The sequence below is a fragment of the Agromyces sp. CCNWLW213 genome (assembly GCF_037199545.1).
In the GTDB taxonomy this organism is placed as follows: Bacteria; Actinomycetota; Actinomycetes; order Actinomycetales; family Microbacteriaceae; genus Agromyces.
In genome coordinates this window covers 146,035-168,075 of record NZ_JBBBDX010000007.1, presented here as the reverse complement: position 1 = coordinate 168,075, position 22,041 = coordinate 146,035, and the positions used below count along the sequence as shown (strand labels likewise).

The 22,041-nt window shown below is 72.0% G+C and carries 22 protein-coding genes; 2 read left to right on the top strand and 20 right to left on the bottom strand.

Annotation, left to right across the window (positions count from 1 at the left end; all coding sequences use genetic code 11):
* Positions 1-314: 314 nt before the first annotated feature.
* Both WBQ80_RS14045 and tyrS read right to left on the bottom strand, forming a co-directional pair.
* The gene (locus tag WBQ80_RS14045) at positions 315-1,694 is read right to left on the bottom strand and encodes a CoA transferase (protein ID WP_336573541.1); all 1,380 of its coding nucleotides are present in this window, start codon (positions 1,692-1,694) and stop codon (positions 315-317) included.
* A 6-nt stretch (positions 1,695-1,700) separates the two neighbouring features.
* Positions 1,701-3,002: a tyrosine--tRNA ligase gene (gene tyrS, locus WBQ80_RS14040; protein WP_336573542.1), complete on the bottom strand. Its 1,302-nt coding sequence runs from the start codon at positions 3,000-3,002 to the stop codon at positions 1,701-1,703.
* Positions 3,003-3,126: 124 nt separating this feature from the next.
* On the opposite strand from tyrS, the gene WBQ80_RS14035 reads away from it, so the two are divergent.
* Both WBQ80_RS14035 and WBQ80_RS14030 read left to right on the top strand, forming a co-directional pair.
* Positions 3,127-3,798, top strand: a complete 672-nt coding sequence (locus WBQ80_RS14035) for a DNA-binding protein (RefSeq protein ID WP_336573543.1) — start codon at positions 3,127-3,129, stop codon at positions 3,796-3,798.
* Between the two features lie 60 nt (positions 3,799-3,858).
* Positions 3,859-4,455, top strand: coding sequence for a hypothetical protein (locus WBQ80_RS14030; protein ID WP_336573544.1), 597 nt, complete (start codon positions 3,859-3,861; stop codon positions 4,453-4,455).
* 53 nt (positions 4,456-4,508) lie between these two features.
* Here WBQ80_RS14030 and WBQ80_RS14025 read toward each other — a convergent pair whose 3' ends face one another.
* The 18 genes from WBQ80_RS14025 to infC form a co-directional block, all read right to left on the bottom strand.
* A complete protein-coding gene (locus WBQ80_RS14025; RefSeq protein ID WP_337282586.1) occupies positions 4,509-5,141 on the bottom strand; it encodes a DNA-3-methyladenine glycosylase in 633 nt (210 codons plus the stop codon).
* A gap of 34 nt (positions 5,142-5,175) precedes the next feature.
* Positions 5,176-6,618, bottom strand: coding sequence for an argininosuccinate lyase (gene argH, locus WBQ80_RS14020; protein ID WP_337282585.1), 1,443 nt, complete (start codon positions 6,616-6,618; stop codon positions 5,176-5,178).
* Between the two features lie 2 nt (positions 6,619-6,620).
* Complete coding sequence (gene argF, locus WBQ80_RS14015) at positions 6,621-7,550, bottom strand: ornithine carbamoyltransferase (RefSeq protein ID WP_336572950.1); 930 nt, start codon at positions 7,548-7,550, stop codon at positions 6,621-6,623.
* Positions 7,551-7,586: 36 nt separating this feature from the next.
* Entirely contained in the window at positions 7,587-8,789 is a 1,203-nt protein-coding gene (locus tag WBQ80_RS14010; RefSeq protein WP_442892722.1) for an acetylornithine transaminase, read from the bottom strand.
* Positions 8,786-9,748: an acetylglutamate kinase gene (gene argB / locus WBQ80_RS14005; RefSeq protein WP_336572979.1), complete on the bottom strand. Its 963-nt coding sequence runs from the start codon at positions 9,746-9,748 to the stop codon at positions 8,786-8,788. Before argB ends, WBQ80_RS14010 begins: the two co-directional genes overlap by 4 nt.
* Positions 9,749-9,765: 17 nt before the next feature.
* Positions 9,766-10,923 carry a bifunctional glutamate N-acetyltransferase/amino-acid acetyltransferase ArgJ gene (gene argJ / locus WBQ80_RS14000; protein WP_336572951.1) on the bottom strand — a complete coding sequence of 386 codons (1,158 nt, stop codon included), beginning with the start codon at positions 10,921-10,923 and terminating at the stop codon, positions 9,766-9,768.
* Positions 10,920-11,963, bottom strand: a complete 1,044-nt coding sequence (gene argC / locus WBQ80_RS13995) for an N-acetyl-gamma-glutamyl-phosphate reductase (protein ID WP_336572952.1) — start codon at positions 11,961-11,963, stop codon at positions 10,920-10,922. The genes argJ and argC overlap by 4 nt, the downstream gene beginning before the upstream one ends.
* Before the next feature lie 225 nt (positions 11,964-12,188).
* Positions 12,189-12,602 carry a DUF1801 domain-containing protein gene (locus WBQ80_RS13990; protein WP_336572953.1) on the bottom strand — a complete coding sequence of 138 codons (414 nt, stop codon included), beginning with the start codon at positions 12,600-12,602 and terminating at the stop codon, positions 12,189-12,191.
* Between the two features lie 37 nt (positions 12,603-12,639).
* Complete coding sequence (gene pheT / locus WBQ80_RS13985) at positions 12,640-15,165, bottom strand: phenylalanine--tRNA ligase subunit beta (protein WP_336572954.1); 2,526 nt, start codon at positions 15,163-15,165, stop codon at positions 12,640-12,642.
* A 3-nt stretch (positions 15,166-15,168) separates the two neighbouring features.
* Entirely contained in the window at positions 15,169-16,209 is a 1,041-nt protein-coding gene (gene pheS, locus WBQ80_RS13980) for a phenylalanine--tRNA ligase subunit alpha (protein WP_336572955.1), read from the bottom strand.
* 30 nt (positions 16,210-16,239) lie between these two features.
* Positions 16,240-17,142, bottom strand: a complete 903-nt coding sequence (locus WBQ80_RS13975; RefSeq protein ID WP_336572956.1) for an amino acid ABC transporter permease — start codon at positions 17,140-17,142, stop codon at positions 16,240-16,242.
* Positions 17,139-17,786: an amino acid ABC transporter permease gene (locus tag WBQ80_RS13970; RefSeq protein WP_336572957.1), complete on the bottom strand. Its 648-nt coding sequence runs from the start codon at positions 17,784-17,786 to the stop codon at positions 17,139-17,141. The genes WBQ80_RS13975 and WBQ80_RS13970 overlap by 4 nt, the downstream gene beginning before the upstream one ends.
* 101 nt (positions 17,787-17,887) lie before the next feature.
* Positions 17,888-18,763 (bottom strand): glutamate ABC transporter substrate-binding protein, encoded by an 876-nt coding sequence (locus WBQ80_RS13965; protein ID WP_336572958.1) that lies wholly within the window; start codon positions 18,761-18,763, stop codon positions 17,888-17,890.
* Positions 18,764-18,821: 58 nt separating this feature from the next.
* Positions 18,822-19,610, bottom strand: a complete 789-nt coding sequence (locus tag WBQ80_RS13960) for an amino acid ABC transporter ATP-binding protein (RefSeq protein ID WP_336572959.1) — start codon at positions 19,608-19,610, stop codon at positions 18,822-18,824.
* Positions 19,611-19,679: 69 nt separating this feature from the next.
* Positions 19,680-20,483 (bottom strand): TrmH family RNA methyltransferase, encoded by an 804-nt coding sequence (locus WBQ80_RS13955; protein ID WP_336572960.1) that lies wholly within the window; start codon positions 20,481-20,483, stop codon positions 19,680-19,682.
* Between the two features lie 149 nt (positions 20,484-20,632).
* Positions 20,633-21,019, bottom strand: coding sequence for a 50S ribosomal protein L20 (rplT, locus tag WBQ80_RS13950; RefSeq protein WP_336572961.1), 387 nt, complete (start codon positions 21,017-21,019; stop codon positions 20,633-20,635).
* A 32-nt stretch (positions 21,020-21,051) separates the two neighbouring features.
* The gene (rpmI, locus tag WBQ80_RS13945; protein WP_067949205.1) at positions 21,052-21,246 is read right to left on the bottom strand and encodes a 50S ribosomal protein L35; all 195 of its coding nucleotides are present in this window, start codon (positions 21,244-21,246) and stop codon (positions 21,052-21,054) included.
* 55 nt (positions 21,247-21,301) lie between these two features.
* Positions 21,302-21,919, bottom strand: coding sequence for a translation initiation factor IF-3 (infC, locus tag WBQ80_RS13940; RefSeq protein WP_336572980.1), 618 nt, complete (start codon positions 21,917-21,919; stop codon positions 21,302-21,304).
* Between the last annotated feature and the right edge of the window lie 122 nt (positions 21,920-22,041).

Here is a 22,041-nt window from a genome sequence, read left to right as displayed (position 1 = left end):
ACGAGGTTCAAAAATTGGCATTGAACATAGTGCACGCTGTTGAGTTCTCAAGGAACGGACGCACCCGGGTCACGGCCGCCTGAGGCGAGCCGATCAGCCGAGGCTGTTCTGTTCTCCATCCGGTGATCCGCTTGAGGACCGTTCCGGACGCTTCGAACCCGGACGATCGAGTCGTCATCAGGTTCGGGATCTTCGTGCCGCTTGAGGAGGAGAAGCTCTCTCGCTTCTCTCGCTCCTGTGGGGCAACGAATGAATACTTTACGGATCCCGGCGGGGTCCTGCAACTCGGCCCTGCATCCCGGGCGTGTCGCCCGTCATTCCGCCCATCTGGGCGCATCCGACCCCCACGGATGCGGCGGCTCGGACCAGGTCATCGCACCCGTCGGCGAAGCGATCGCGGGGAGTGCGATCCGCTGCGTGCCGGCGACTCCGGCGAGCTCGGTGGAGTGCGCCGCAGCCACGGCATCGCCGAGCGACCGCGCCGGCGTCGGGTCGGGCGTGCGCGGCAGACGCAGGAGCTCGGCCGCCGTCCGGCGCAGCGACATCCGTGCCAGCCACGACCCGCCCCCCGCCAGCCGCCGCTCGTGGAGCGTGCAGACCGCGGCGGCGAGGAGGTAGCCCGTGGCGTGGTCGAGCGCCTGCGCGGGCAGCACGCCGGGCGCGTCGGCGCCGCCCTCGACGACCGCGATCCCGCTCTCGGCCTGGACGAGGCTGTCGAACCCGCCGCGCGCCGCCGATGCGTCGTCGAATCCCCATGCCGACAGCTGCGCGATGACCAGTCCGGGGTACCGCACGGCGAGGCCCGCGGGGTCGAGCCCGATCCGGGCGAGGGACGCCGGGCGGTATCCGAGCACGACGACATGCGCGTCGCCGAGGAGTCCGTGCAGGGTGCGCGCCCCGTCCACGGTCCTGGCGTCGACCAGCGCGGTGCGCTTCCCCGGCCCGCCCTCGAGGTGCTGCCAGCCGATCTCGGGAGGACTCGGCGGGTCCACGCGCAGCACGTCCGCACCGAGCAGCGCGAGCGTGCGCGTGGCGACCGGTCCGGCGATCACCCGGGTGAGGTCGAGCACCCGCACGCCCGCGAGCGGGAGGCCTCGATCGGGAGCCGGACGTGCGCGGCGCGGCGGCGCGGCATCCGTCACCCGGGCGACGTCGACGAGCGGACCCGCGGCGAGCCGTGCGTCGACGGCGGGATCCTCCGGCGCCACCACGACGCACATGCCGCCCGCCGCGGTCACCTGGGCGGCGAGGGCATCGGCGGGCCATCGCGACACGGCGTCGTCCACGAGCGCCGGCACCGCGGCGTCCGTCGCCGTGAGCCCCAGCACCCAGCGGAGCGCCGCCGCATGATGCGGGTAGTTGCCGTGCGTGCGCACCCATCCGTCGCGAGCCCGGCGGAAGCCGGACAGGGGCGACCACACGTCCGGCGCCTCGCCGTCGAACCGGGCGACGCGCTCGCTCCGGAACGCGTTGGCGATGCGATCGCCGTCGAGGCGGATCGAGCCGGGGCTCGCGCTCGGGGCCCATCCGGCGAGGCTCGCGGCGGCGACGGATGCCACGGCGAGCGCGGAGACGTCGAGCCGGGCCGGCAGCGGCGCGGTCGGGAGGGGCGCGAGGCGGTCGAGCTCGGCGGCATCGCGCCCGAGCTCCGACCACACGCGCGCGAGGAGTCGGTCGGCGGCTCCTCGCATCATCACGGCCTAGCGGACGAAGACGCCCGCGAGGGTCTTCTTGCCGCGCCGGAGGACCGCCATGCCACCGGACGGCACGCGGTCGGAGATGGTCGCCGTCTCATCGTCGACGCGCACGTTGTCGAGCGAGACGCCGCCCTGCGCGATCGCCCGGCGGCCCTCGCTGAGGCTCGAGACGAGTCCGGTGTCGAGGAGCAGCTGCGCGACCGGCGCACCCGGCTCGGCCTCGGTGTGCGGCAGTTCGCGGAGCGCGGCCTCGAGGGTGCCGTGGTCGAGCTCCGCCAGGTCGCCCTGGCCGAACAGGGCCTGCGAGGCCGCGACGACCGCCGCCGTGGCATCCGCCCCATGGACCAGCGTCGTCACCTCGTGCGCGAGGACCCGCTGGGCCTCGCGGCGGAACGGCTCGGTCGCGACCTTCTCGGCGAGCTCGTCGATCCGCTCGCGCGTGAGGAACGTGAACACCTTGAGGCGCGAGATCACGTCGGCGTCGTCGGTGTTGAGCCAGAACTGGTAGAAGCGGTAGGGGCTGCACATCTCGGCGTCGAGCCAGATGGCGTTGCCCTCGCTCTTGCCGAACTTCGTGCCGTCGGAGTTCGTGATGAGCGGCGTGCCGATGGCGTGGGCGTGGACGCCCTCGACGCGGTGGATGAGGTCGGTGCCGCTCGTGAGGTTGCCCCACTGGTCGCTGCCGCCGGTCTGGAGCACGCAGCCGTACTGCCGGTAGAGCTCGAGGAAGTCGAAGCCCTGCAGGATCTGGTAGCTGAACTCGGTGTAGCTGATGCCCGCCTCCGAGTTGAGACGCGAGGCGACGGCGTCCTTCTTCAGCATCGTGCCGACGCGGTAGTGCTTGCCGATGTCGCGGAGGAAGTCGATCGCCGAGAGGTCGGCGGTCCAGTCGAGGTTGTTGACCATGCGCACCGCGTTGTCGCCCTCGGCCGAGAGGAAGCGGCTGACCTGCGCGCGGAGGCGCTCGACCCACTCGGCGACGGTCTCCTTGGTGTTGAGCGTGCGCTCGGCCGTCGGACGCGGATCGCCGATGAGCCCGGTGGAGCCGCCGACGAGCCCGAGCGGCCGGTGTCCCGCGAGCTGGAGGCGCCGGAGCGTGAGGATCTGCACCAGGTTGCCGAGGTGCAGGCTCGGCGCGGTGGGGTCGAAGCCGCAGTAGTACGTCACCGGGTCGCCGGCGAGCAGTTGCTTCAGGGCGGCCTCGTCGGTCGAGACGTGCACGAGCCCGCGCCAGCGGAGTTCCTCCCACACGTCCTCGAACGTGGGGTCGTTCTGCTGCGTGGCGAGGATCGCGGGGTCGGACACGACTGCAAGGGTATCAGCGCGCTCGTTCCGGTCCCCGAAGGTCGAGGACTTCAGAGATGTCGATCAAGCTTGAACACTTGATCTTACCAGTTCAAGTCTGATACCTTCAGTTCTGGGAGGATGCATGTACGTGATCACCGCCGACCAGATCGGCAGCCGCGCCGACATCGATCGCTCGGAGGCCATGCGGCACCAGCTGCAGGCCGAGTTCGGCGAACGCCTCCTGCTCCCCGTCGACCAGACCGCCGGCGACGAGGTCCAGGCGATCACGGACGACCCCGGCACGACGCTGGACCTCGTCCTCGCACTCCACCGCGCGGAGCGCTGGAGCATCGGCCTCGGGATCGGGGACGTCCGGCAACCACTCCCCGACGCCGTGCGCAAGGCCGCCGGTCCGGCGTTCGTCGCCGCCCGCGAGGCGGTCGACGCCGCCAAGCGGGCCGACGGCCGCTTCGCGCTCCGCGCCGCGGAGGGCCGCCGGGGCCTCCTCGACGCGGCACACGTCGAGTCGCTCATCCGGCTGCTCCTGCTGCTGCGCGATCGACGGACCCCGCAGGGATGGGAGGCGGTCGACCTCGTGCGCGACGGGCGCACGCAGAAGGACGCCGCCCGCCTGCTGGGCATCTCGGACGCCGCCGTCAGCCAGCGTCTCCGCGCGGCGCAGTGGAATGCCGACGGCGACGCCGGTCCGGCCCTCGTGCGGCTCCTCGCCGACCTCGACGGCCTCGCGGTCCCCCCGTCGCACGCGGGCGACGCTCCGCGCCCGGACGCGACGCATGACGGACCGGCTCGCTAGGCTCGTCGCGCGGCCGTCGCCCCGCCCCACCCGGACCCGGACGCCGCAGGAGGAGGACCCGTGAACCTCGTCGAGGCGATGTCGGCGCTCGGCTGGGCGGTGATCATCGCGGCGCTCGCGGCCGCGGCCGTGCTCTCCGTGCTCGCCTACCTGCGACCGCGCCCCATCCACCTCTGGCCCGCGGCCGGGACCGTCGTGGTCGCGATCGTCGCGGCGTCCACCGTGACCGACCCGGTTCCGACGGTCGCCGCACCGCTCGTCGCCGTGCTCGGCATGGTCGTCGCGGTCTTCGGCGGAAGCCCCGCCGCAGCCACCGCGCTGCAGCTCGCGATGGGATCGAGCGCGCCGCCCGGCGCCCACGGCGGCATCCTGGTCGCCGTCCGCCCCGACGAGCCCCGCGCCCCGGGCGTCGCCGCCACGCGGCGCGAGGTGCTCCGCGGCGGGTTGACGATCGGCGTGCTCGAGCGCCTCGGTGCCGCGGGGTCCATCATCGCCGGGTTCCCCGAGGGCCTCGCCATCGTCGTCGCCGTCAAGGGCGTCGGGCGCTTCACCGAGCTCGAAGCCCCCGAGGCGCGCGAACGCTTCATCATCGGCACCTTCGCGAGCCTGATCTGGGCCTGCGCGGCGGCGATCGCCGTCCACCTCGCGATCCGCTGAGCCGGCGACGGGCACGACCGAAGCGGGCTCCGGCGCTCTGCGATCGCGGACGCTCAGTGCGATCGCGGATGCCGCCGGTAGACCGAGACGCCGGGGTCGCCTGCAAGCCAGAACCGCCACGGGTACTCGGTCGCTCCCCCGGCTCCGCTGATGCCCGTGCGCGGCCCGGTCTCGTGCGGAAGCGGGGTCGACGGCACCTGCAGATCGAACGGCTCGGCGAGCAGGTCGGCGCCGTTGCGCGCGAGCGGCACGCCGAGCGCCTGCGCCAGCCGGGCCGGCCCGCGGGCGAGATCGCGATCGGTCGAGCGCGGTCGTCGCGCACGCGCGAGGTCGACCCCCTCGACGATCGTCCCGCCGCGCAGCAGCACCCCGGCGGACCGCCCCTCCCAGCCCGCGACGACGTTGATGCACACGTGCATGCCGTACGTGAAGTACGCGTAGAGGTGCCCGCCCTCGCCGAACATCACCGCATTGCGCGGCGTCCTCCCCCGGAAGCCGTGCGATCCCGGATCCTCGCCGACCCCGCGGTACGCCTCGACCTCGGAGAGGCGGACGGCCACGCGCCCCTCCTCGGTGTCGTGCGCGAGCACCGCGCCGAGCAGCAGCGGGGCCAGCTCGACCGAGTCGCGCGCGAACCACGCCCGCGACGGACGGACGAGGTCGCCGCCGCGGGGCGGCGCCGGCATCCGCTCGCCCGGTCCAGTTCGATCCGGCGACACGTCAGGCGTCGCCGCCCGGCAGCGCCTGGACGAGGTGGCGCACGCGGTCGGCGAGCGCCGCGAACTGGGCGTCGACCCGCACGGGCGCGGTGCCGCCGATGCCGTCGCGACTCGCCACCGACCCCTCGATCGTCAGCACCTCGCGCACGTCGGGCGTGAGATGCGGCGAGACCGCCGCGAGGGCCGCATCGTCGACCTCGTGGAGCTCGAGTCCGCGCTCCTCGGCGTGCCGCACGAGCGCACCCGTGATCTCGTGGGCGTCGCGGAACGGCACGCGGCGCTTGACGAGCCACTCCGCGACATCCGTCGCCAGCGAGAAGCCCGCGGGGGCCAGCTCGGCCATCCGGTCGGCGTGGAAGGCGAGCGTCTCCACCATCCCGGTGAACGCCGGCAGCAGCACCTCGAGCGTCTCGACCGAGTCGAAGACCGGCTCCTTGTCCTCCTGCAGGTCGCGGTTGTACGCGAGCGGCAGCGCCTTGAGCGTCGCGAGCAGCCCCGTGAGGTTGCCGATGAGCCGTCCCGACTTACCGCGAGCCAGCTCGGCGATGTCGGGGTTCTTCTTCTGCGGCATGATCGACGACCCGGTCGAGTAGGCGTCGTCGAGCGTCACGAAGCCGAACTCGCGCGTGTTCCAGAGGATGACTTCCTCGGAGATGCGCGAGAGGTCGACGCCGATCATCGCGGCGACGAACGCGAACTCGGCGACGACGTCGCGACTCGCGGTGCCGTCGATGGAGTTCTCGGCCGGCGCGGCGAGGCCCAGGTCGCGAGCGACGGATGCCGCATCGAGGCCGAGCGTCGAGCCGGCGAGCGCGCCGCCGCCGTAGGGCGAGACATCCGCTCGCTTCAGCCAGTCGACGAGGCGCTCGAGGTCGCGGGAGAGCGCCCAGCCGTGCGCGAGGAGGTGGTGCGCGAGCAGCACGGGCTGGGCGTGCTGCAGGTGCGTGCGGCCCGGCATGATGGCACCGCGGTGGGCGTCGGCCTGCGCGGCGAGCGCGTCGATGAGGTGCACGAGCTGCCGGCCGATGATGGCCGCGTGGTCCTTGAGGTACAGGCGCACGAGCGTGGCGATCTGGTCGTTCCGGCTGCGCCCGGCGCGCAGCTTGCCGCCGAGCTCCGGCCCGACGTCGGCGATCAGCGCCGCCTCGAGCGCGCCATGCACGTCCTCGTCGAATCCGGTCGCGACGAGTTCGCCGGAGTGCACGCGCGCCTCGAGCGCGTCGAGCCCCGTGAGCATGCGGTCGAGCTCGGCCGGCTCCAGGTAGCCCGCCGCACCGAGTGCCCGGGCATGCGCGCGCGACCCGGCCAGGTCGTAGGGTGCCAGCTGCCAGTCGAAGTGCGTCGACTTCGACAGGCGCTGCAGCTCGGGCGAGGGGCCGCCGGCGAAGCGCGCGCCCCACAGCGACCCCTCGTTGGTGCCGTGCGTGCCGTTCGCGTCCGTCATGTTCACGCGTCCTTCCTGGCGAGCAGCCACACGAGGAGCGCCTTCTGCGCATGCAGCCGGTTCTCCGCCTCGTCCCAGATGATCGACTGCGGGCCGTCGATGACGTCGGCGGTGACCTCGTAGCCGCGATCCGCGGGCAGGCAGTGCAGGAACACCGCGTCGGACGCGGCGAGCGACATGAGCTCGGGATCGACGCGGTAGCGGCCGAACGTCGCGACCCGATGCGCCTTCTCGTCCTCCTTGCCCATCGAGACCCACGTGTCGGTCACGATCACGTCGGCCCCCGCGGCGGCCTCGGCCGGGTCGGTGTAGAGCGTCACGGATCCCCCGGTGCCTGCGGCGATGCGATCGGCGTCGGCGACGACGGATGTCGCGGGCGCGAACTCCTCGGGCGAGGCGACGCGCACGTGGATGCCCGCCGTCGCGCCCGCGAGCACGTAGGACTGCGCCATGTTCGACGCGCCGTCGCCGAGGAACGCGACGGTGAGCCCGGTGAGCCGGCCCTTGTGCTCGCGGATGGTGAGGAGGTCGGCGAGGAGCTGGCAGGGGTGGAAGTCGTCCGAGAGCGCGTTGACGACGGGCACCGTGGTGCCGGCGGCCATCTCGTCGAGGCCCGACTGGGCGTAGGTGCGCCAGACGATCGCGGACACCATGCGCTCGAGCACGCGGGCGGTGTCGGAGGGCGTCTCCTTGCCGCCGAGCTGGCTCGAGGCCGTCGAGATGATGAGGGGCGACCCGCCGAGGTCGGCGATGCCGACCGCGAACGACACCCGGGTGCGCGTGGACGACTTGTCGAAGATGACCGCGACGGTCTGCGGCCCCGCGAGGGGCTGCTCGGCCCACCGGTCGGCCTTCAGGCGCTCGGCGAGGTCGAGGATCTCGGCCTGCTCGGCGGGCGTGATGTCGTCGTCGCGGAGGAAGTGTCGCGTCATGTGGTCTTCCGTTCGGGCGCGCGGTGCGCGGGATGGTCAGCGGTGCGGTCGGGCGACCGCGGCGAGCGCGCGCGCGAATCGCGCCTCGAACTCGTCGAGTTCGTCGTCGCCGATGATGAGCGGCGGCGCCAGCCGGATGGTGGAGTCGTTCGCGGCGTTGACGATGAGCCCCGCGTCGAGCGCGGCGGCCGAGAGCGCCTGGGCGACCGGTTCGTTCAGCGCGATGCCCACGAGCAGGCCCCGACCGCGGACCCCCTCGACCAGGGGCGAGCGCATGGCGAGCACGCGCTCGCGCAGTTCTGCGCCCCGTCGTCTCGCGTTCGCGACGAGGTCGGCGCGCTCGATCTCGCCCAGCACCGCGTCGGCCACGGCCGTCGCGAGCGGGTTGCCGCCGAACGTCGAGCCGTGCTGGCCCTTCGAGAACAGGTCGGAGGCGTGCCCGAAGGTCACGAGCGCACCGATCGGGATGCCGCCGCCGATGCCCTTCGCGACCGTGATCGCATCGGGCACGATGCCCTCGTGCTGGAAGGCGAACCACGCGCCGGTGCGGCCGGCACCGGTCTGCACCTCGTCGATGATGAGGAGCGCGCCGTGCCGGCGGGTCAGCTCGCGCGCCGCCTGCAGGTACCCGTCGGGCAGGTCGAGCACGCCCGCCTCGCCCTTGATGGGTTCGACGATGAGGGCCGCGACCGAGTCGTCGAGCTCCGCCTCGAGCGCGGCGATCGTGGACGGCAGGTGGTGCACGCCGCCCGGCAGGGGCTCGAAGCCGTCGCGCATCGCTGGCTTGCCCGTGAGCGCGAGGGATCCCATCGTGCGGCCGTGGAACGCGTCGACGAGCGCGAGCACGCGCGTGCGCGCTCCCCCGGAGTTGTTCCGGCGGGCCAGCTTGAACGCGGCCTCGTTGGCCTCGGCGCCGGAGTTGCCGAACCAGACCCGGCCCGACTCGCCCGCGCCCGTGAGGCGTGCGAGCCGGTCGGCGAGTGCGAGCGCGGGCGCGGTCGCGAAGTAGTTCGACACGTGCGACAGGGTCGCGGCCTGTCGGGACACCGCCTCGACGAAGACCGGGTGCGCATGGCCCAGCGAGTTGACGGCGATCCCGGCGAGGAAGTCGAGGTGCCAGGTGCCCCGGTCGTCCTGCACCCAGCAGCCCTCGCCGCGCTCGAACTTCGCGAGCGGCATGCCGAGCGTGCGCATCATGCGACGTTCGAAGCGATCGCGCCAGTCGTCCGCCGTCGTCATGAGCCCGCTCCCGCGACATCCGTCGGCGCCCCGGCGAGGGACGACGCGGCATCCGTCGCCGGGACGACCTCGGTGCCGATGCCCTGCTGCGTGAAGATCTCGAGCAGGATCGAGTGCGGCACCCGGCCGTCGATGATGGCCGCCTTCGGAACGCCCCCCTCGACGGCCTCGAGGCATGCGGCCATCTTCGGGATCATGCCGGACTCGAGCGACGGGAGCAGCGCCTCGAGTTCGGGAAGGGCGATCTCGGAGACCAGCGAGTCCCGGTTCGGCCAGTCGCGGTACAGTCCGGCCACGTCGGTGAGGATCACGAGCTTCGCCGCCCCGAGGGCGACGGCGAGCGAGGCCGCGGCGGAGTCGGCGTTCACGTTGAGCGACTGCCCGGGCTGGTCGAGGTCGGGCGCGATCGACGACACCACGGGGATGCGGCGGGCCTCGAGCTGCGCGAGAACCGCCTCGGGGTCGACCTCCACGACGTCGCCGACGAGACCGAGGTCGACCTCCTCGCCGTCGACCACCGCGCCGCGCCGTCGACCGCGGAACAGACCCGCATCCTCACCGGACAGGCCCGCGGCGAGCGGTCCGTGCTGGTTGATGAGGCTCACGAGCTCGCGGTTCACCTGCCCCGACAGCACCATGCGCACGACGTCCATGGTCTCGGGCGTCGTGACCCGGTACCCGCCGCGGAACTCGCTCGGGATGCCGAGCCGCTCGAGCATCGACGAGATCTGCGGGCCCCCGCCGTGCACGACGACCGGCCGGATGCCGGCGTAGCGGAGGTACACCATGTCCTCGGCGAACGCGCGCTGGAGCTCGGGGCTCACCATCGCGTTGCCGCCGAACTTCACGACGACGACCTCGCCGTGGAACCGCTTGAGCCACGGCAGCGACTCGATGAGGGTCTCCGCCTTGCGGGCGGCGGCAGCGGCATCCGCTCGGGCGTCGCCCTCGGTGGTCATCTGCTCCTCGCTCATGCTCAACTCGAGTACGCGCTGTTCTCGTGCACGTAGTCGTGGGTGAGGTCGTTGGTCCAGATGGTGGCGGAGGCCTCGCCGGCGTGCAGCTCGATGAGCACGTGCGTCGCGCGCGGCGTGAGGTCGACCGCGTCGCGCGGCTGGTCGGGGCGACCCGCGTGGCACACCCGGACGCCGTTCATCGCGACGTCGACGAGGTACGGGTCGAACGGCGCGCGCGTCGTGCCGATCGCGGCGAGCACCCGGCCCCAGTTCGGGTCGTTGCCGAAGATCGCCGCCTTGAAGAGGTTGTTGCGCGCCACCGCGCGACCCACCTCCACCGCGTCGTCCTCGGTGACCGCACCGCGGACCTCGATCGCGATGTCGTGGCTCGCGCCCTCGGCATCGCCCTGCAGCTGGAGCGCGAGGCGCCGGCACGCGGTCGTGAGGGCCTCGGCGAAGGTCTCGGGGTCGGGCACCACGCCCGACGCGCCCGACGCCAGCAGGGTCACCTGGTCGTTCGTCGACATGCACCCGTCGGAGTCGAGGCGGTCGAACGTCACCCGCGTCGCCCGCCGGAGCGCCGCGTCGAGCTGCGGCGAGGGCACGTCGGCGTCGGTCGTGAGCACGACGAGCATGGTCGCCAGGCCCGGCGCGAGCATGCCCGCACCCTTCGCCATGCCGCCGATGCGCCATCCGTCGACCTGGAGCTCGACCGTCTTGGGGCGCGAGTCGGTGGTCATGATGGCCCGGGCGGCATCCGCGCCCGCCGACGCGTCGCCTGCCAGGCGGTCGACCGCGGACAGCACGCCCTCCTCGAGGACCTCGCCGTCGAGCTGGTCGCCGATGAGCCCGGTGGAGCACACGAGCACGTCACCGGCCGAGACGTGCAGCGCGGATGCCGCGGCCTCCGCCGTGCGATGCGTGACTTGGAAGCCCTCGGGGCCGGTGAAGCAGTTCGCCCCGCCGGAGTTCAGCACGACCGCGGCCACCGTGCCGTCGCGGATGACCTGCTCGGACCAGAGGATCGGGTTCGCCTTCGCCCGGTTCGAGGTGAACACGGCAGCCCCGTGCTGCTTCGGCCCGCGGTTGACGACGAGGGCGAGGTCGAGCGCGCCCGTCCGCTTGAGGCCGGCCGCGATGCCGGCCGCCTCGAATCCAGCCGGTGCCGTCACGCTCACGGTGCCACCCCGTTCACCGGCAGGCCCGTGGTCTCGGCGAGGCCGAGTGCGATGTTCGCCGACTGGATCGCGGCGCCCGCCGTGCCCTTCACGAGGTTGTCGACCGCGGTCACGACCACCACGCGCCCTGCGGCCTCATCGACGGCGAGGCCCATCAGGGCGGTGTTCGCGCCCACGACGTCGGCCGTGCGCGGGAACTGGCCGGCGGGGAGCACCTGGACGAACGCCTCGCCGGCGTACGCGTCCTCCCAGGCCGCGCGGACCGCGGCGGGATCGGTGCCCGGCACGATGCGCGCGGTCGAGGTCGCCAGGATGCCGCGCGACATGGGCACGATGACGGGCGTGAACGAGAGCGTCGGCGCCGCCGCACCGGCCCAGCGCAGCGCCTGCCGGATCTCGGGGATGTGCCGGTGGGTGCCTCCCACGGCATACGGGTTGGCCGAGCCGAGGATCTCGGAGCCGAGGAGGTGCGCCTTGAGCGCGCGACCCGCTCCCGACGGGCCGACCGCGAGCACCGAGACGATGTCGCGGTCCTCGATGACGCCCGCTCGGATGCCGGGAGCCAGCGACAGCGACACCGTCGAGGCGTTGCACCCCGGCGCGGCGATGCGGCGCGTCCTCGCCAGGCGCGTGCGCTGCGTCCCCGACATCCTGGGGAGCTCGGGGACGCCGTACGCCCAGGCGCCGTGGAACTCGCCGCCGTAGAACGCGGCCCAGTCGCCGGGCTCCTCGAGGCGGTGGTCGGCGCCGCAGTCGACCACGAGCGTGTCGTCGGGGAGGTGCGCGGCGATGGCCCCGGATGCCCCGTGCGGGAGCGCCAGGAACACCACGTCGTGCCCCGAGAGCGTCTCGACCGACGTCTCCTTGAGCGTGAGGTGCGTGTAGCTGCGCAGGTGCGGCTGCACCGCGGCGAGCGGCTGGCCGGCGTTGGAGTGCGCCGTGACCGTGCGGACGTCGAACTCGGGATGGTCGGCGAGCAGGCGCAGCAACTCGCCGCCCGCATAGCCGGACGCGCCGGAGACGGCGACGGTATACGTCATGGATTCCACCTTATGGGCTGATCGGTCGGGTGAGACGGCTCCGGCGACGCCCATGACGGCAGGATCAGGCCGTCGCGGGGGCCGCCTCGATTCGGCGCTCGCCTCGCCGTCGGCCGCGCGCCGCGGCGGCACGCGCGAGGCGTGCGGGGGCGGCGGGCCGGCAGGTGGACATGCAGCGACCCTACCGATCGGTTCCCCGGGCTCGCAAACCGGCTCGGGACGGAGTCAGACGTCGTCCCCGCGCGTGCGCACCCACGCCCGGTCGACGAGCGCCTCGAGCACGTGCCGGTCGATGGTCGCGAGCCGGCCGATCCAGAGGCACCCGGCGCCGACCTTGACCTTGCCGAGCCGGTCGATGAGCTCCTCCGCGCCGGGCGTCTGCAGCCCGTACAGGGAGATGCTGGCCTTCCGCGGGGAGAAGCCCACGACCATCCAATCGCCCTCGCGGCCCGTCTCGTACCGGTAGTGGTGGAGTCCGTACCCCACGATCGACGGACCCCACATCACCGCGTCGGCGTCGGTCACGCGGTCGAACAGCTCCCGCAGCTCGAGACCGTCGTCACGGCGCCCGGGCGGCTCCACCGCGTTCAGGAACTCGGACACCGAGGCACCCGTCGGCAGCGTCTTCTGTTCGGCCATGCCTCACGCTACCGCCGCGCCGCCGCCCGCGGCACCCCTATTCGCGGATCACCGCGCCCGTGCGCTCGGCAGCCAGTGCGGCCCCCGCGAGTTTCGCCTCGCTCGCCTCGGCGGCGGTGAGCGTGCGGTCCGCGGCACGGAAGCGCAGCGCGAACGTCAGGCTCTTCGCACCCTCGCGAACGCCCTGGCCGCGGTAGTCGTCGACGAGCCGGAGGTCCTCGAGCAGTTCGCCGGCGCCGGCGCGAACGGCCTCGGCCACCGTGGCCGCGGCCACGTCCTCGCCGACGACGAGCGAGAGGTCCTGCGTCGCAGCCGGCAGCGTGCCGATCGCGCGCGCCTCGACCGCCGGGTCGGTGAGCGCGATCACGGCGTCGAGGTCGATCTCGGCGACCGCGACGACGCGCGGCAGGTCGGCCTCGGCGGTGATCCGCGGGTGCAGTTCGCCGGCGTAGCCGACCACGCGGCCCGCGACGCGGACCTCGGCGGTGCGACCCGGATGCAGCGCCTGGTGGGCGCCCTGCGCGAACTCCACCTCGGCGCCCGCGGCGTGCGCCACGCGACGGACGGCATCGAGGGCGTCGGCGATGCCCGCCGACTCGGCCGCGCGGCCGGGCTGCTTCGGGCGCAGGTCGCCCGTGAGGAGCACCGCGAGGTGACGCGGCTGCGCGGGGATGCCCGCGTCCAGCTCGCCGAGCACGGCGTCCGAGGGCCGTTCCGAGCCGACGGGGAGCTCGGCGGAGCCGTACCTGCGGCCCTGCTCGGGCAGGAACACGAGTCCGAGCTCGAACACGTCGAGGTCGGTGAGGCCCCGTGACAAGTTGCGACGCGCGACCCCGACGAGTCCCGGCAACAGCGAGCGACGCAGGTACGGCGTGGATGCGTCGAGCGCATTGGCGAGCCGCACGCTCGCCACCGGCGACCCGTCGACCGAGCCGTACTGCGCGTTCTCGGCCTCGGTCACGAACGGGAAGGCGAGGACCTCGGTGCTGCCGGCAGCCGCGAGCGCGTCGGCGACGGTCCGGCGCACGCGCTGCGAGCGCGTGAGTCCGCGGCCGGGCGGGGCGACGGGCAGCACCGACGGGATGCGGTCGTAGCCGAGCAGTCGCGCGACCTCCTCGGCGAGGTCGGCCCGGCCGGTGAGGTCCGGTCGCCAGGTGGGCGGCACGACGGAGAAGCCGCCGTCGACGCGCGACACGCGGCCCCCGACCTCGGCGAGCGCGTCGTGCACCTCGGCCTCGGTGTACTCGACGCCGATGAGCTTCGTGACGTAGCCGTCGGGCAGGTGGATCGCCTCGCGCTCGGGCGCCGCGTGGATGAGCGAGCCGGCCCCGTCGGCGGTGCCGCCGGCGAGGTCGACGAGCAGCTGGGCGACACGCGCCGCGGCGGCCCCGGCGATCGCGGGGTCGACGCCGCGCTCGAAGCGCTTGGACGCCTCGCTGGGCAGCTTGTGCCGGCGTGCGGTGCGCGCGATCGAGACCGGGTCGAAGTTCGCCGCCTCGATGAGCACGTCGCGGGTCTCGTCGCCGATCTCGGTGTCGGCGCCGCCCATCACGCCCGCGAGGCCGATGGCGCCGCGGTCGTCGGTGATGAGCAGGTCCTCGGGATGGAGCGCGCGCACCTTGCCGTCGAGGGTCTCGAGGGTCTCCCCCGGCGCGGCACGGCGCACCACGATGCCGCCCTGCAGCGCGTCGAGGTCGTACCCGTGGATCGGCTGGCCGAGTTCGAGCATCACGTAGTTGGTGATGTCGACGGGCAACGACAGCGAGCGGATGCCGGCGAGCTTGAGCCGCGCGACCATCCACGGCGGCGTCGGGCGGCCGGCGTCGATGCCGCGGACGATGCGCGTCGCGAAGACGCTCGCGCCGACGCGGCCCCGGATGGGCGCGTCGTCGCGGATCTCGACCGGGAACGCGTCGGATGCGGCATCCGGCGCCGTCACCTGCGCGGCGGGGTCGCGGAAGACCGCGCCCGTCGCGTGCGCGTACTCTCGCGCGACGCCCCGGATGGAGAACGCGTACCCGCGGTCGGGCGTCACGTTGATCTCGACCGCCGCATCGTCGAGCCCGAGCAGCGCGATCGCGTCGGTCCCCACGGGCGCGTCGATGCCGAGCGTCGAGAGGCGGAGGATGCCGTCATGGTCGTCGCCGAGGCCGAGCTCGCGGGCCGAGGCGATCATGCCGTCGGAGACGTGGCCGTAGGTCGTGCGCGCCGCGATCGGGAACGGACCGGGCAGCACCGCACCCGGCAGGGTCACCACGACCTTGTCGCCCACGAAGAAGTTGCGGGCGCCGCAGACGATGCCGTGCACGGCGTCGCCGCCGTCGGCCGCCGTCTCGCCGTCGGGCGCCACGCGTACCTGGCACCAGCGGATGGTCTTGCCGTTGGACTGCGGCTCCTCGACGAACTCGAGCACCTCGCCGACCACGATCGGGCCCTGGAGGTCGAACGTGTGCACGTCCTCCTCCTCGAGCCCGACGCGCACGAGCGCGGCGTGCACGTCCTCCAGGGACGTGCCCGGGGGCAGGTCGACGTATTCGGCGAGCCAGCTGAGCGGCACTCGCATGTTCTAGACCACCATTCCGAACTGCCGGGAGAAGCGGATGTCGCCCTCGGCCATGTCGCGCATGTCCTGGACTCCGTTGCGGAGCATGAGCCCGCGCTCGATGCCCATGCCGAAGGCGAAGCCCGTGTACTCCTCGGGGTCGATGCCGGCCGCGCGGAGGACGTTGGGGTGCACCATGCCGCAGCCGCCCCACTCGATCCAGCGCGCGCCGCCCTTGAACGTCGGGTGCCAGAAGTCGAGCTCGGCCGACGGCTCGGTGAACGGGAAGAAGCTCGGCCGCAGTCGCACCTTGGCGTCGTCGCCGAAGATCGACTTCACGAAGTGGTCGAGCGTTCCACGCAGGTGCGCCATGGTGAGTCCCCGGTCGACCGCGAGGCCCTCGAACTGCATGAAGACGGGCAGGTGGGTCGCGTCGAACTCGTCGGTGCGGTAGACGCGTCCGGGGGCGAGCACGTAGATCGGGACCTCGCGCTCGAGCATCGAGCGCACCTGCACCGGGCTCGTGTGCGTGCGCAGCACCAGGTGCGACTCGGGCGGGTCGACGAAGAACGTGTCCTGCATCGCCCGGGCCGGGTGGTCGGCGTCGAAGTTCAGCGCGTCGAAGTTGAACCACTCGCTCTCGAGCTCGGGCCCCTCGGCGATCTCCCAGCCCATGCCGGTGAACACGTCGCACACGCGGTCCTGCAGCAGAGCGAGCGGATGCCGCGCGCCCGGCGTGAAGCGCGACGGAAGCGCGGTGACGTCGACCGCCTCGGCGGCCAGCTGCGCCTCGGCCTCGGCGGCGACGATCTGGGCCTCGCGCGCGGCGAACGCCTGGTTCACGCGGCCGCGGGCGGCGCCCACGAGCTTGCCGAGTGCGGCCTTCTGGTCGTTGGGGACGTTCCGCAGCGATGCGTTGAGACGCGCCAGCGTGGACTTCTCGCCGGTGTGCTCGGTGCGGACGGCCTTCAGCGCCGCGGAGTCGCCGGCCGCCGCGATCGCCGCGATCGCGGCGTCGACGGCCGCGTCGACCGCGGCTTCGGTGATCTGGAGGGGCTCGGACACGAAGAACGAGTCTAGTGGGCGGGGTCTCCCCTAGATGGACCCCTGACCCATCTGCCGGGACGCGGCGATCGCCTCGGCCTGGAGCAGCGCGGTGCTCTCGTCGTCCGGATTCGGCGCCGGGCGACCCGTCTTGCTGGCCGTGCGCCGCGCGACCCAGCGCGCGAACCACGACAGCAGCAGGTTCATCGTGAGGTACAGCACGAGCGTGACCAGGAAGAACGAGAACAGGTAGTAGTTGCCGTAGAAGTTCGCCAGCTGGTTCATGTTCACCCGCAGCAGCTCGGCGTATCCGACGATGTACCCGAGCGAGGTGTCCTTCAGCAGGACGACGAGCTGGGCGATGATGATCGGCAGCATCTGCCGGAACGCCTGCGGGAACTCGACGAGCATCTTCGACTGCATGGGCCGCATGCCGAGGCTGAGGCCGGCCTCGCGCTGTCCGCGCGGCAGCGAGGCGAGCCCGGCTCGGAGCGCCTCGCCGATGAGCGCGCCGTTGTAGAGCGCGAGCGCGGCGACGACCGCCCAGTACGACCCGCTGCGGAACACCAGCAGGATGAAGAGCATCATCAGCAGCACCGGCATGCCGCGGACGAACTCGAGCACGACGGCCGTCGGGATCCTCACCCAGCTGCGGTCGGCACTGCGGAGCAGGGAGAACACGATGCCCAGCGCGATCGCGAGCACAGAGGCGACGAGCGCCGCCCGCAGCGTGCCCCACACGCCCTCGATGAAGATGTAGGACCAGACCTGCGGGTCGGCGAACACATCCCAGCGGGACGGGTCGAAGTACCCCGGCAGCTCGCCCTTCGGCGAGGCCAGCGTGAAGACGACCCAGGCGAGCCCGGCGGCGATGAGGAGCCCGCCGACGATCGAGAAGATCAGCGAACGGCGCCGGGCCACCGGCCCCGGGGCGTCGAAGAGGACGTTCGTCATCGCTGGACCACCCAACGTCGTTCGAGCCGGCCGGCCAGCAGTCCGAGCGGCACCGTGATCAGGAGATAGAACGTCGCGACGCCGAGCAGGATCGGGATGACCGCGTCGCCTCGCGCGTTCGCGAGGGTGCGGCCGACGGCGAAGAGCTCGACGACGAAGAAGCCGCCGGCGACCGACGTGTTCTTCGTGAGCGCGATGAACACGTTGATGAGCGGGGGGATGGTCATGCGGAACGCCTGCGGCAGCACGATGAGCCCGACGGTCTGGCCGAAGCCGAATCCGACGCTGCGGGCGGCCTCCGCCTGGCCGACGGGCACGCCGTTCACGCCCGAGCGCAGCGCCTCGGCGATGAAGGGCGAGGTGTAGACCGAGAGTCCGACGATCGCCGCGGTCGCGTAGTCGAGGCGCGACCCGAGCACCGGCAGGACGAAGGCGCAGAAGAACAGCACGAGCGTGAGCGGGGTGTTCCGCACGAGCTCGGTGTAGATCGTGGCGAACCAGCGCAGCGACGGGATCGGCGAGATGCGCATCGCGGCGATGATCGTCCCGATGACCAGCGCTGCGAGCCCGGAGACCACCAGGAGCAGCAGCGTCATGCCGAAGCCCTCGAGGTACGCGGGCAGGTTCTCGATGACGGCGTCCATGCTCCTCCTCGCTCAGTCGTGGACCGGTGGCCGCGGTGCGCCCGCGACGACCGGTGGGCGGGACCCGGCGGCGTGCGCCGCCGAGTCCCACCGGACGGTGATCAGTAGCGGTCGACGGCGGGCGGGTCGCGGAACTCCAGCACGGTGCCGGCGGTCGCGTTCCACGCCTCCTCGTAGGTGCCGTCCTCGTAGGACTCCTCGAGGACGTCGTTGATGAAGTCGCGGAATTCGTCGTCGCCCTTCTGGAGGCCGATGCCGTACGGCTCCTGGGTGAAGGGGTCGCCCACGATCTTGAACTCGCCGGGGTTCTGGTCGACCAGTCCCGCGAGGATCACGTTGTCGGTGGACACGGCGACCGCCTGGCCGCTGCGAACCGGCTCGAGGCAGTTGCTGTACGTGTCGGTCTCGATCACCTCGGCGCCGAGCTCCTTGAGGTTCGCCGCGGGGGTGGAGCCGGTGACGGAGCAGACGGGCTGGCCGACGAGGTCGTCCTCGCTCTGGATGTCCTCGTTGCTCTCGAGCACGAGGATCGACTGACCGGCCTCGAAGTACGGTCCCGCGAAGTCGACGACCTCCTTGCGCTCGTCGTTGATCGTGTAGGTGGCGATGACGATGTCGACCTCGCCCTGCTCGATGAAGGGCTCGCGGTTCGCCGACACGGTCTCGACCCACTCGATGTTGTCGGGCGAGATGCCGAGCTTGCCGGCGATGATCTTGCCGATCTCGACGTCGAAGCCCTCGGGCTCGCCCGACGGCCCGACCAGGCCGAAGAGCGGCTGGTCGAACTTGGTGCCGATCGTGATGCTGCCCGCCTCGGCCAGCTCGGCCATCGTGGTGCCCTCGTCGAACTCGGGGGCCTCCTCGACGCTGGGCTCGGCCTCGTCGCCGCCCGGCGTGCCGGCGTCGCCCGCGCACCCGCTGAACAGGAGTGCGGACGCGGCGGCGGCGGCCACCAGTGCGATTCTGCTGCGTCTCATGTCGTGCCTCATCTCTCGTGGTTCGTTCGGGTTCCCCGTCGCTCGTGGCAACGGAGGTCTAGTGCTCGAGGATCTTCGAGAGGAAGTCCTTCGCGCGGTCGCTCTTGGGGTGGTCGAAGAACTCGGCCGGCGTGGCCTCCTCGACGATCCTCCCGTCGGCCATGAAGAGCACGCGGTCGGCCGCCTTGCGGGCGAAGCCCATCTCGTGGGTGACGACGATCATCGTCATGCCCTGCTCGGCGAGGCCGACCATGACGTCGAGCACCTCGTTGATCATTTCCGGGTCGAGCGCGCTCGTGGGCTCGTCCATGAGGATGAGCTTCGGGTTCATCGCGAGCGACCGTGCGATCGCGACGCGCTGCTGCTGCCCGCCCGAGAGCTGGGCCGGCATCTTCTTCGCCTGGTTCGCCACGCCCACGCGCTCGAGCAGTTCCATCGCCTTGGCGTCGGCGTCCTTGCGCGACATCCGCTTGACCTTGATGGGCGCGAGGGTGACGTTCTCGAGCACGGTCTTGTGCGCGAACAGGTTGAACGACTGGAAGACCATGCCGACGTCGGCGCGCAGCTTCGCGAGTCCCGCGCCCTCTTCGGGCAGCCGCTCGCCGTCGATCGTGATGGTGCCGGAGTCAATGGTCTCGAGGCGGTTGATGGCGCGGCACAGCGTGGACTTGCCCGAGCCCGACGGGCCGATGACGACGACGACCTCGCCGCGGTTGACGACGGTGTTGATGTCGTTCAGGACGTGGAGTTCGCCGAAGTGCTTCTCGACGTGGTCGATCACGACGAGCGGTTCGCCGCGGCGGACCGAGATGTTCGACGTTCGTGGTTCGGTGTCGGCCGGAGGCATACCCCTCAAACTAGGGCCCGCGAGGCCCGCGCGGCCACCCGCCCGGCGGCGCGTTTACCGTTTCGTGACCTACGCGTCGCGCTGGGCGAAGGCGCTCTCGTAGAGGCACACGGATGCGGCGGTCGCGAGGTTCATGGACTCGGCATGACCGTAGATCGGCACGGTCACCACGCGGTCGGCGAGCGCGAGCTTGTCGTCCGGCAGGCCGTGCGCCTCGTTGCCGAACACCCACGCGGTCGGACGCTCGAGGAGGCCCTCCCGCCGGGCGGCCAGCAGGTCGTCGCCCTTCACGTCGGCCGCGAGCACCGTGAGGCCCGCCTCGCGCGCGCGCACGAGCACGTCCTCGAGCTCCGCGCCGACCGCGACCGGCAGGTGGAAGATCGATCCGGTCGAGGACCGCACGACCTTGGGGTTGTACAGGTCGACGGCGCGGCCGGTGAAGACCACGGCGTCGGCCCCCGCGGCATCCGCTGCCCGCACGATCGTGCCCGCGTTGCCGGGGTCGCGCACCTCCTCGAGGATCGCGACGAGCCTGGGCTTCATCGCGAACACGTCCTTGACCGCGGTCGGGAACTGGTGGCACACGGCGACGAACCCCTGCGGGGTGACCGTGTCGGCCATCGCGTTCAGCACCTCCTCGGACACGAACTCCACGTCGACGCCGGCGTCGATCGCGGTGTCGCCGATGTCGCTGTAGCGCTCGAGCGCGGTCGGGGTGGCGTACAGCTCGACGACCAGCTGCGGCCGGAAGGTGAGCGCCTCGGCGACCGCCTGCGGTCCCTCGAGGAGGAACATGCCCGTCTCGACGCGCGCCGGCTTCTTCGCGAGCTTCGCGACGGCCCGCACTCGCGGCGACCTCGGGTTCTCGAGCATGCGGCCAGTCTACGGACCGCATCCCGAGGCGGCGGCAGCCCCGCCGGGCGGATGCGGCCCCGGCCGGGTGCGCCGCGGCATCCGCTCGCAGACGCCGAACGGCCCGGCATCCGCGGGGGATGCCGGGCCGTCGAGCCGGATGGCGGGGCTTACGCCGCGCTCTTCGGGGCGTTCACGTCGCTCGGGAGGGCCTGGCGGGCCGACTCCACGAGGGCGGCGAACGTCGCGGGCTCGTTGACCGCGAGGTCGGCGAGGATGCGACGGTCGACCTCGATGCCCGCAAGGCCGAGGCCCTGGATCAGGCGGTTGTAGGTGAGGCCGTTCTGGCGCGCAGCCGCGTTGATCCGCTGGATCCACAGGCGACGGAAGTCGCCCTTCTTCGCACGACGGTCGTTGTACGAGTAGACGAGGGAGTGGGTGACCTGCTCCTTCGCCTTGCGGTAGAGGCGCGAACGCTGACCGCGGTAGCCCTCGGCGCGCTCGAGGATGACCCGACGCTTCTTGTGGGCGTTGACCGCCCGCTTCACTCTTGCCATTGCTCTGTTACTTCCTTATCGGGTCTCGTCGCTCAGCGACCGAGCAGCTTCTTGATGACCTTGGTGTCGGGCGCCGAGGCGACCTTGTCCTGGTTCAGACGGCGGGTGCGCACCGAGGACTTGCCCTCGAGGTTGTGACGCATACCGGCCTGCTGCTTCTTGATCTTGCCGCTGCCGGTGACCTTGAAGCGCTTCTTGGACCCGGAGTGGGTCTTCTGCTTCGGCATCTCGTGTTTCTCCTTGGTTCTGCCGCCACTCGGGGATGACGGACGTCGTACTGGCCTAGGCCTCGGTGGCCTCGGCCGACTGCGACTCGGCGCCATCGGCCTCGGCCGAGGGGCGCTGCTTCGCCGCAGCACGCTGTGCGTTCGCCTCGGCCTTGGCCTCGGACTTGTTCTTGAGCGGAGCGATGACCATCACCATGTTGCGGCCGTCGATCGTCGGGTTGTGCTCGACCGTGCCGAACTCGGCGACGTCCTCCGCGAAGCGCTGGAGGAGGCGGACGCCCATCTCGGGACGCGACTGCTCGCGACCGCGGAACAGGATCATCGCCTTGACCTTGTCGCCGGCCTTCAGGAAGCCGACGGCGCGCTTCATCTTGGTCTCGTAGTCGTGCTTGTCGATCTTGAGGCGGAACCGGACCTCCTTGAGGATCGTGTTCGCCTGGTTGCGCCGAGCCTCCTTGGCCTTCTGCGCAGCCTCGTACTTGTACTTGCCGTAGTCCATGATCTTGACGACCGGCGGACGTGAGTTCGGCGCGACCTCGACGAGATCGAGGTCGGCCTCCTGCGCGAGCCGCAGTGCCACCTCGATCTTCACGACGCCGACCTGCTCTCCGCCGGGGCCCACGAGGCGGACCTCGGGGACGCGGATACGGTCATTGGTACGCGGATCGCTGATGCGTGTCTCCTCTACTCGAACTGGTTTCCAGCTATCGGGAGACGGTCGCCGCCCGACGACGAGAGCGGAAATCCACGCGATGAACTGCCGCGGATCTCAATTCCGCGGGCTCATGCGGCACC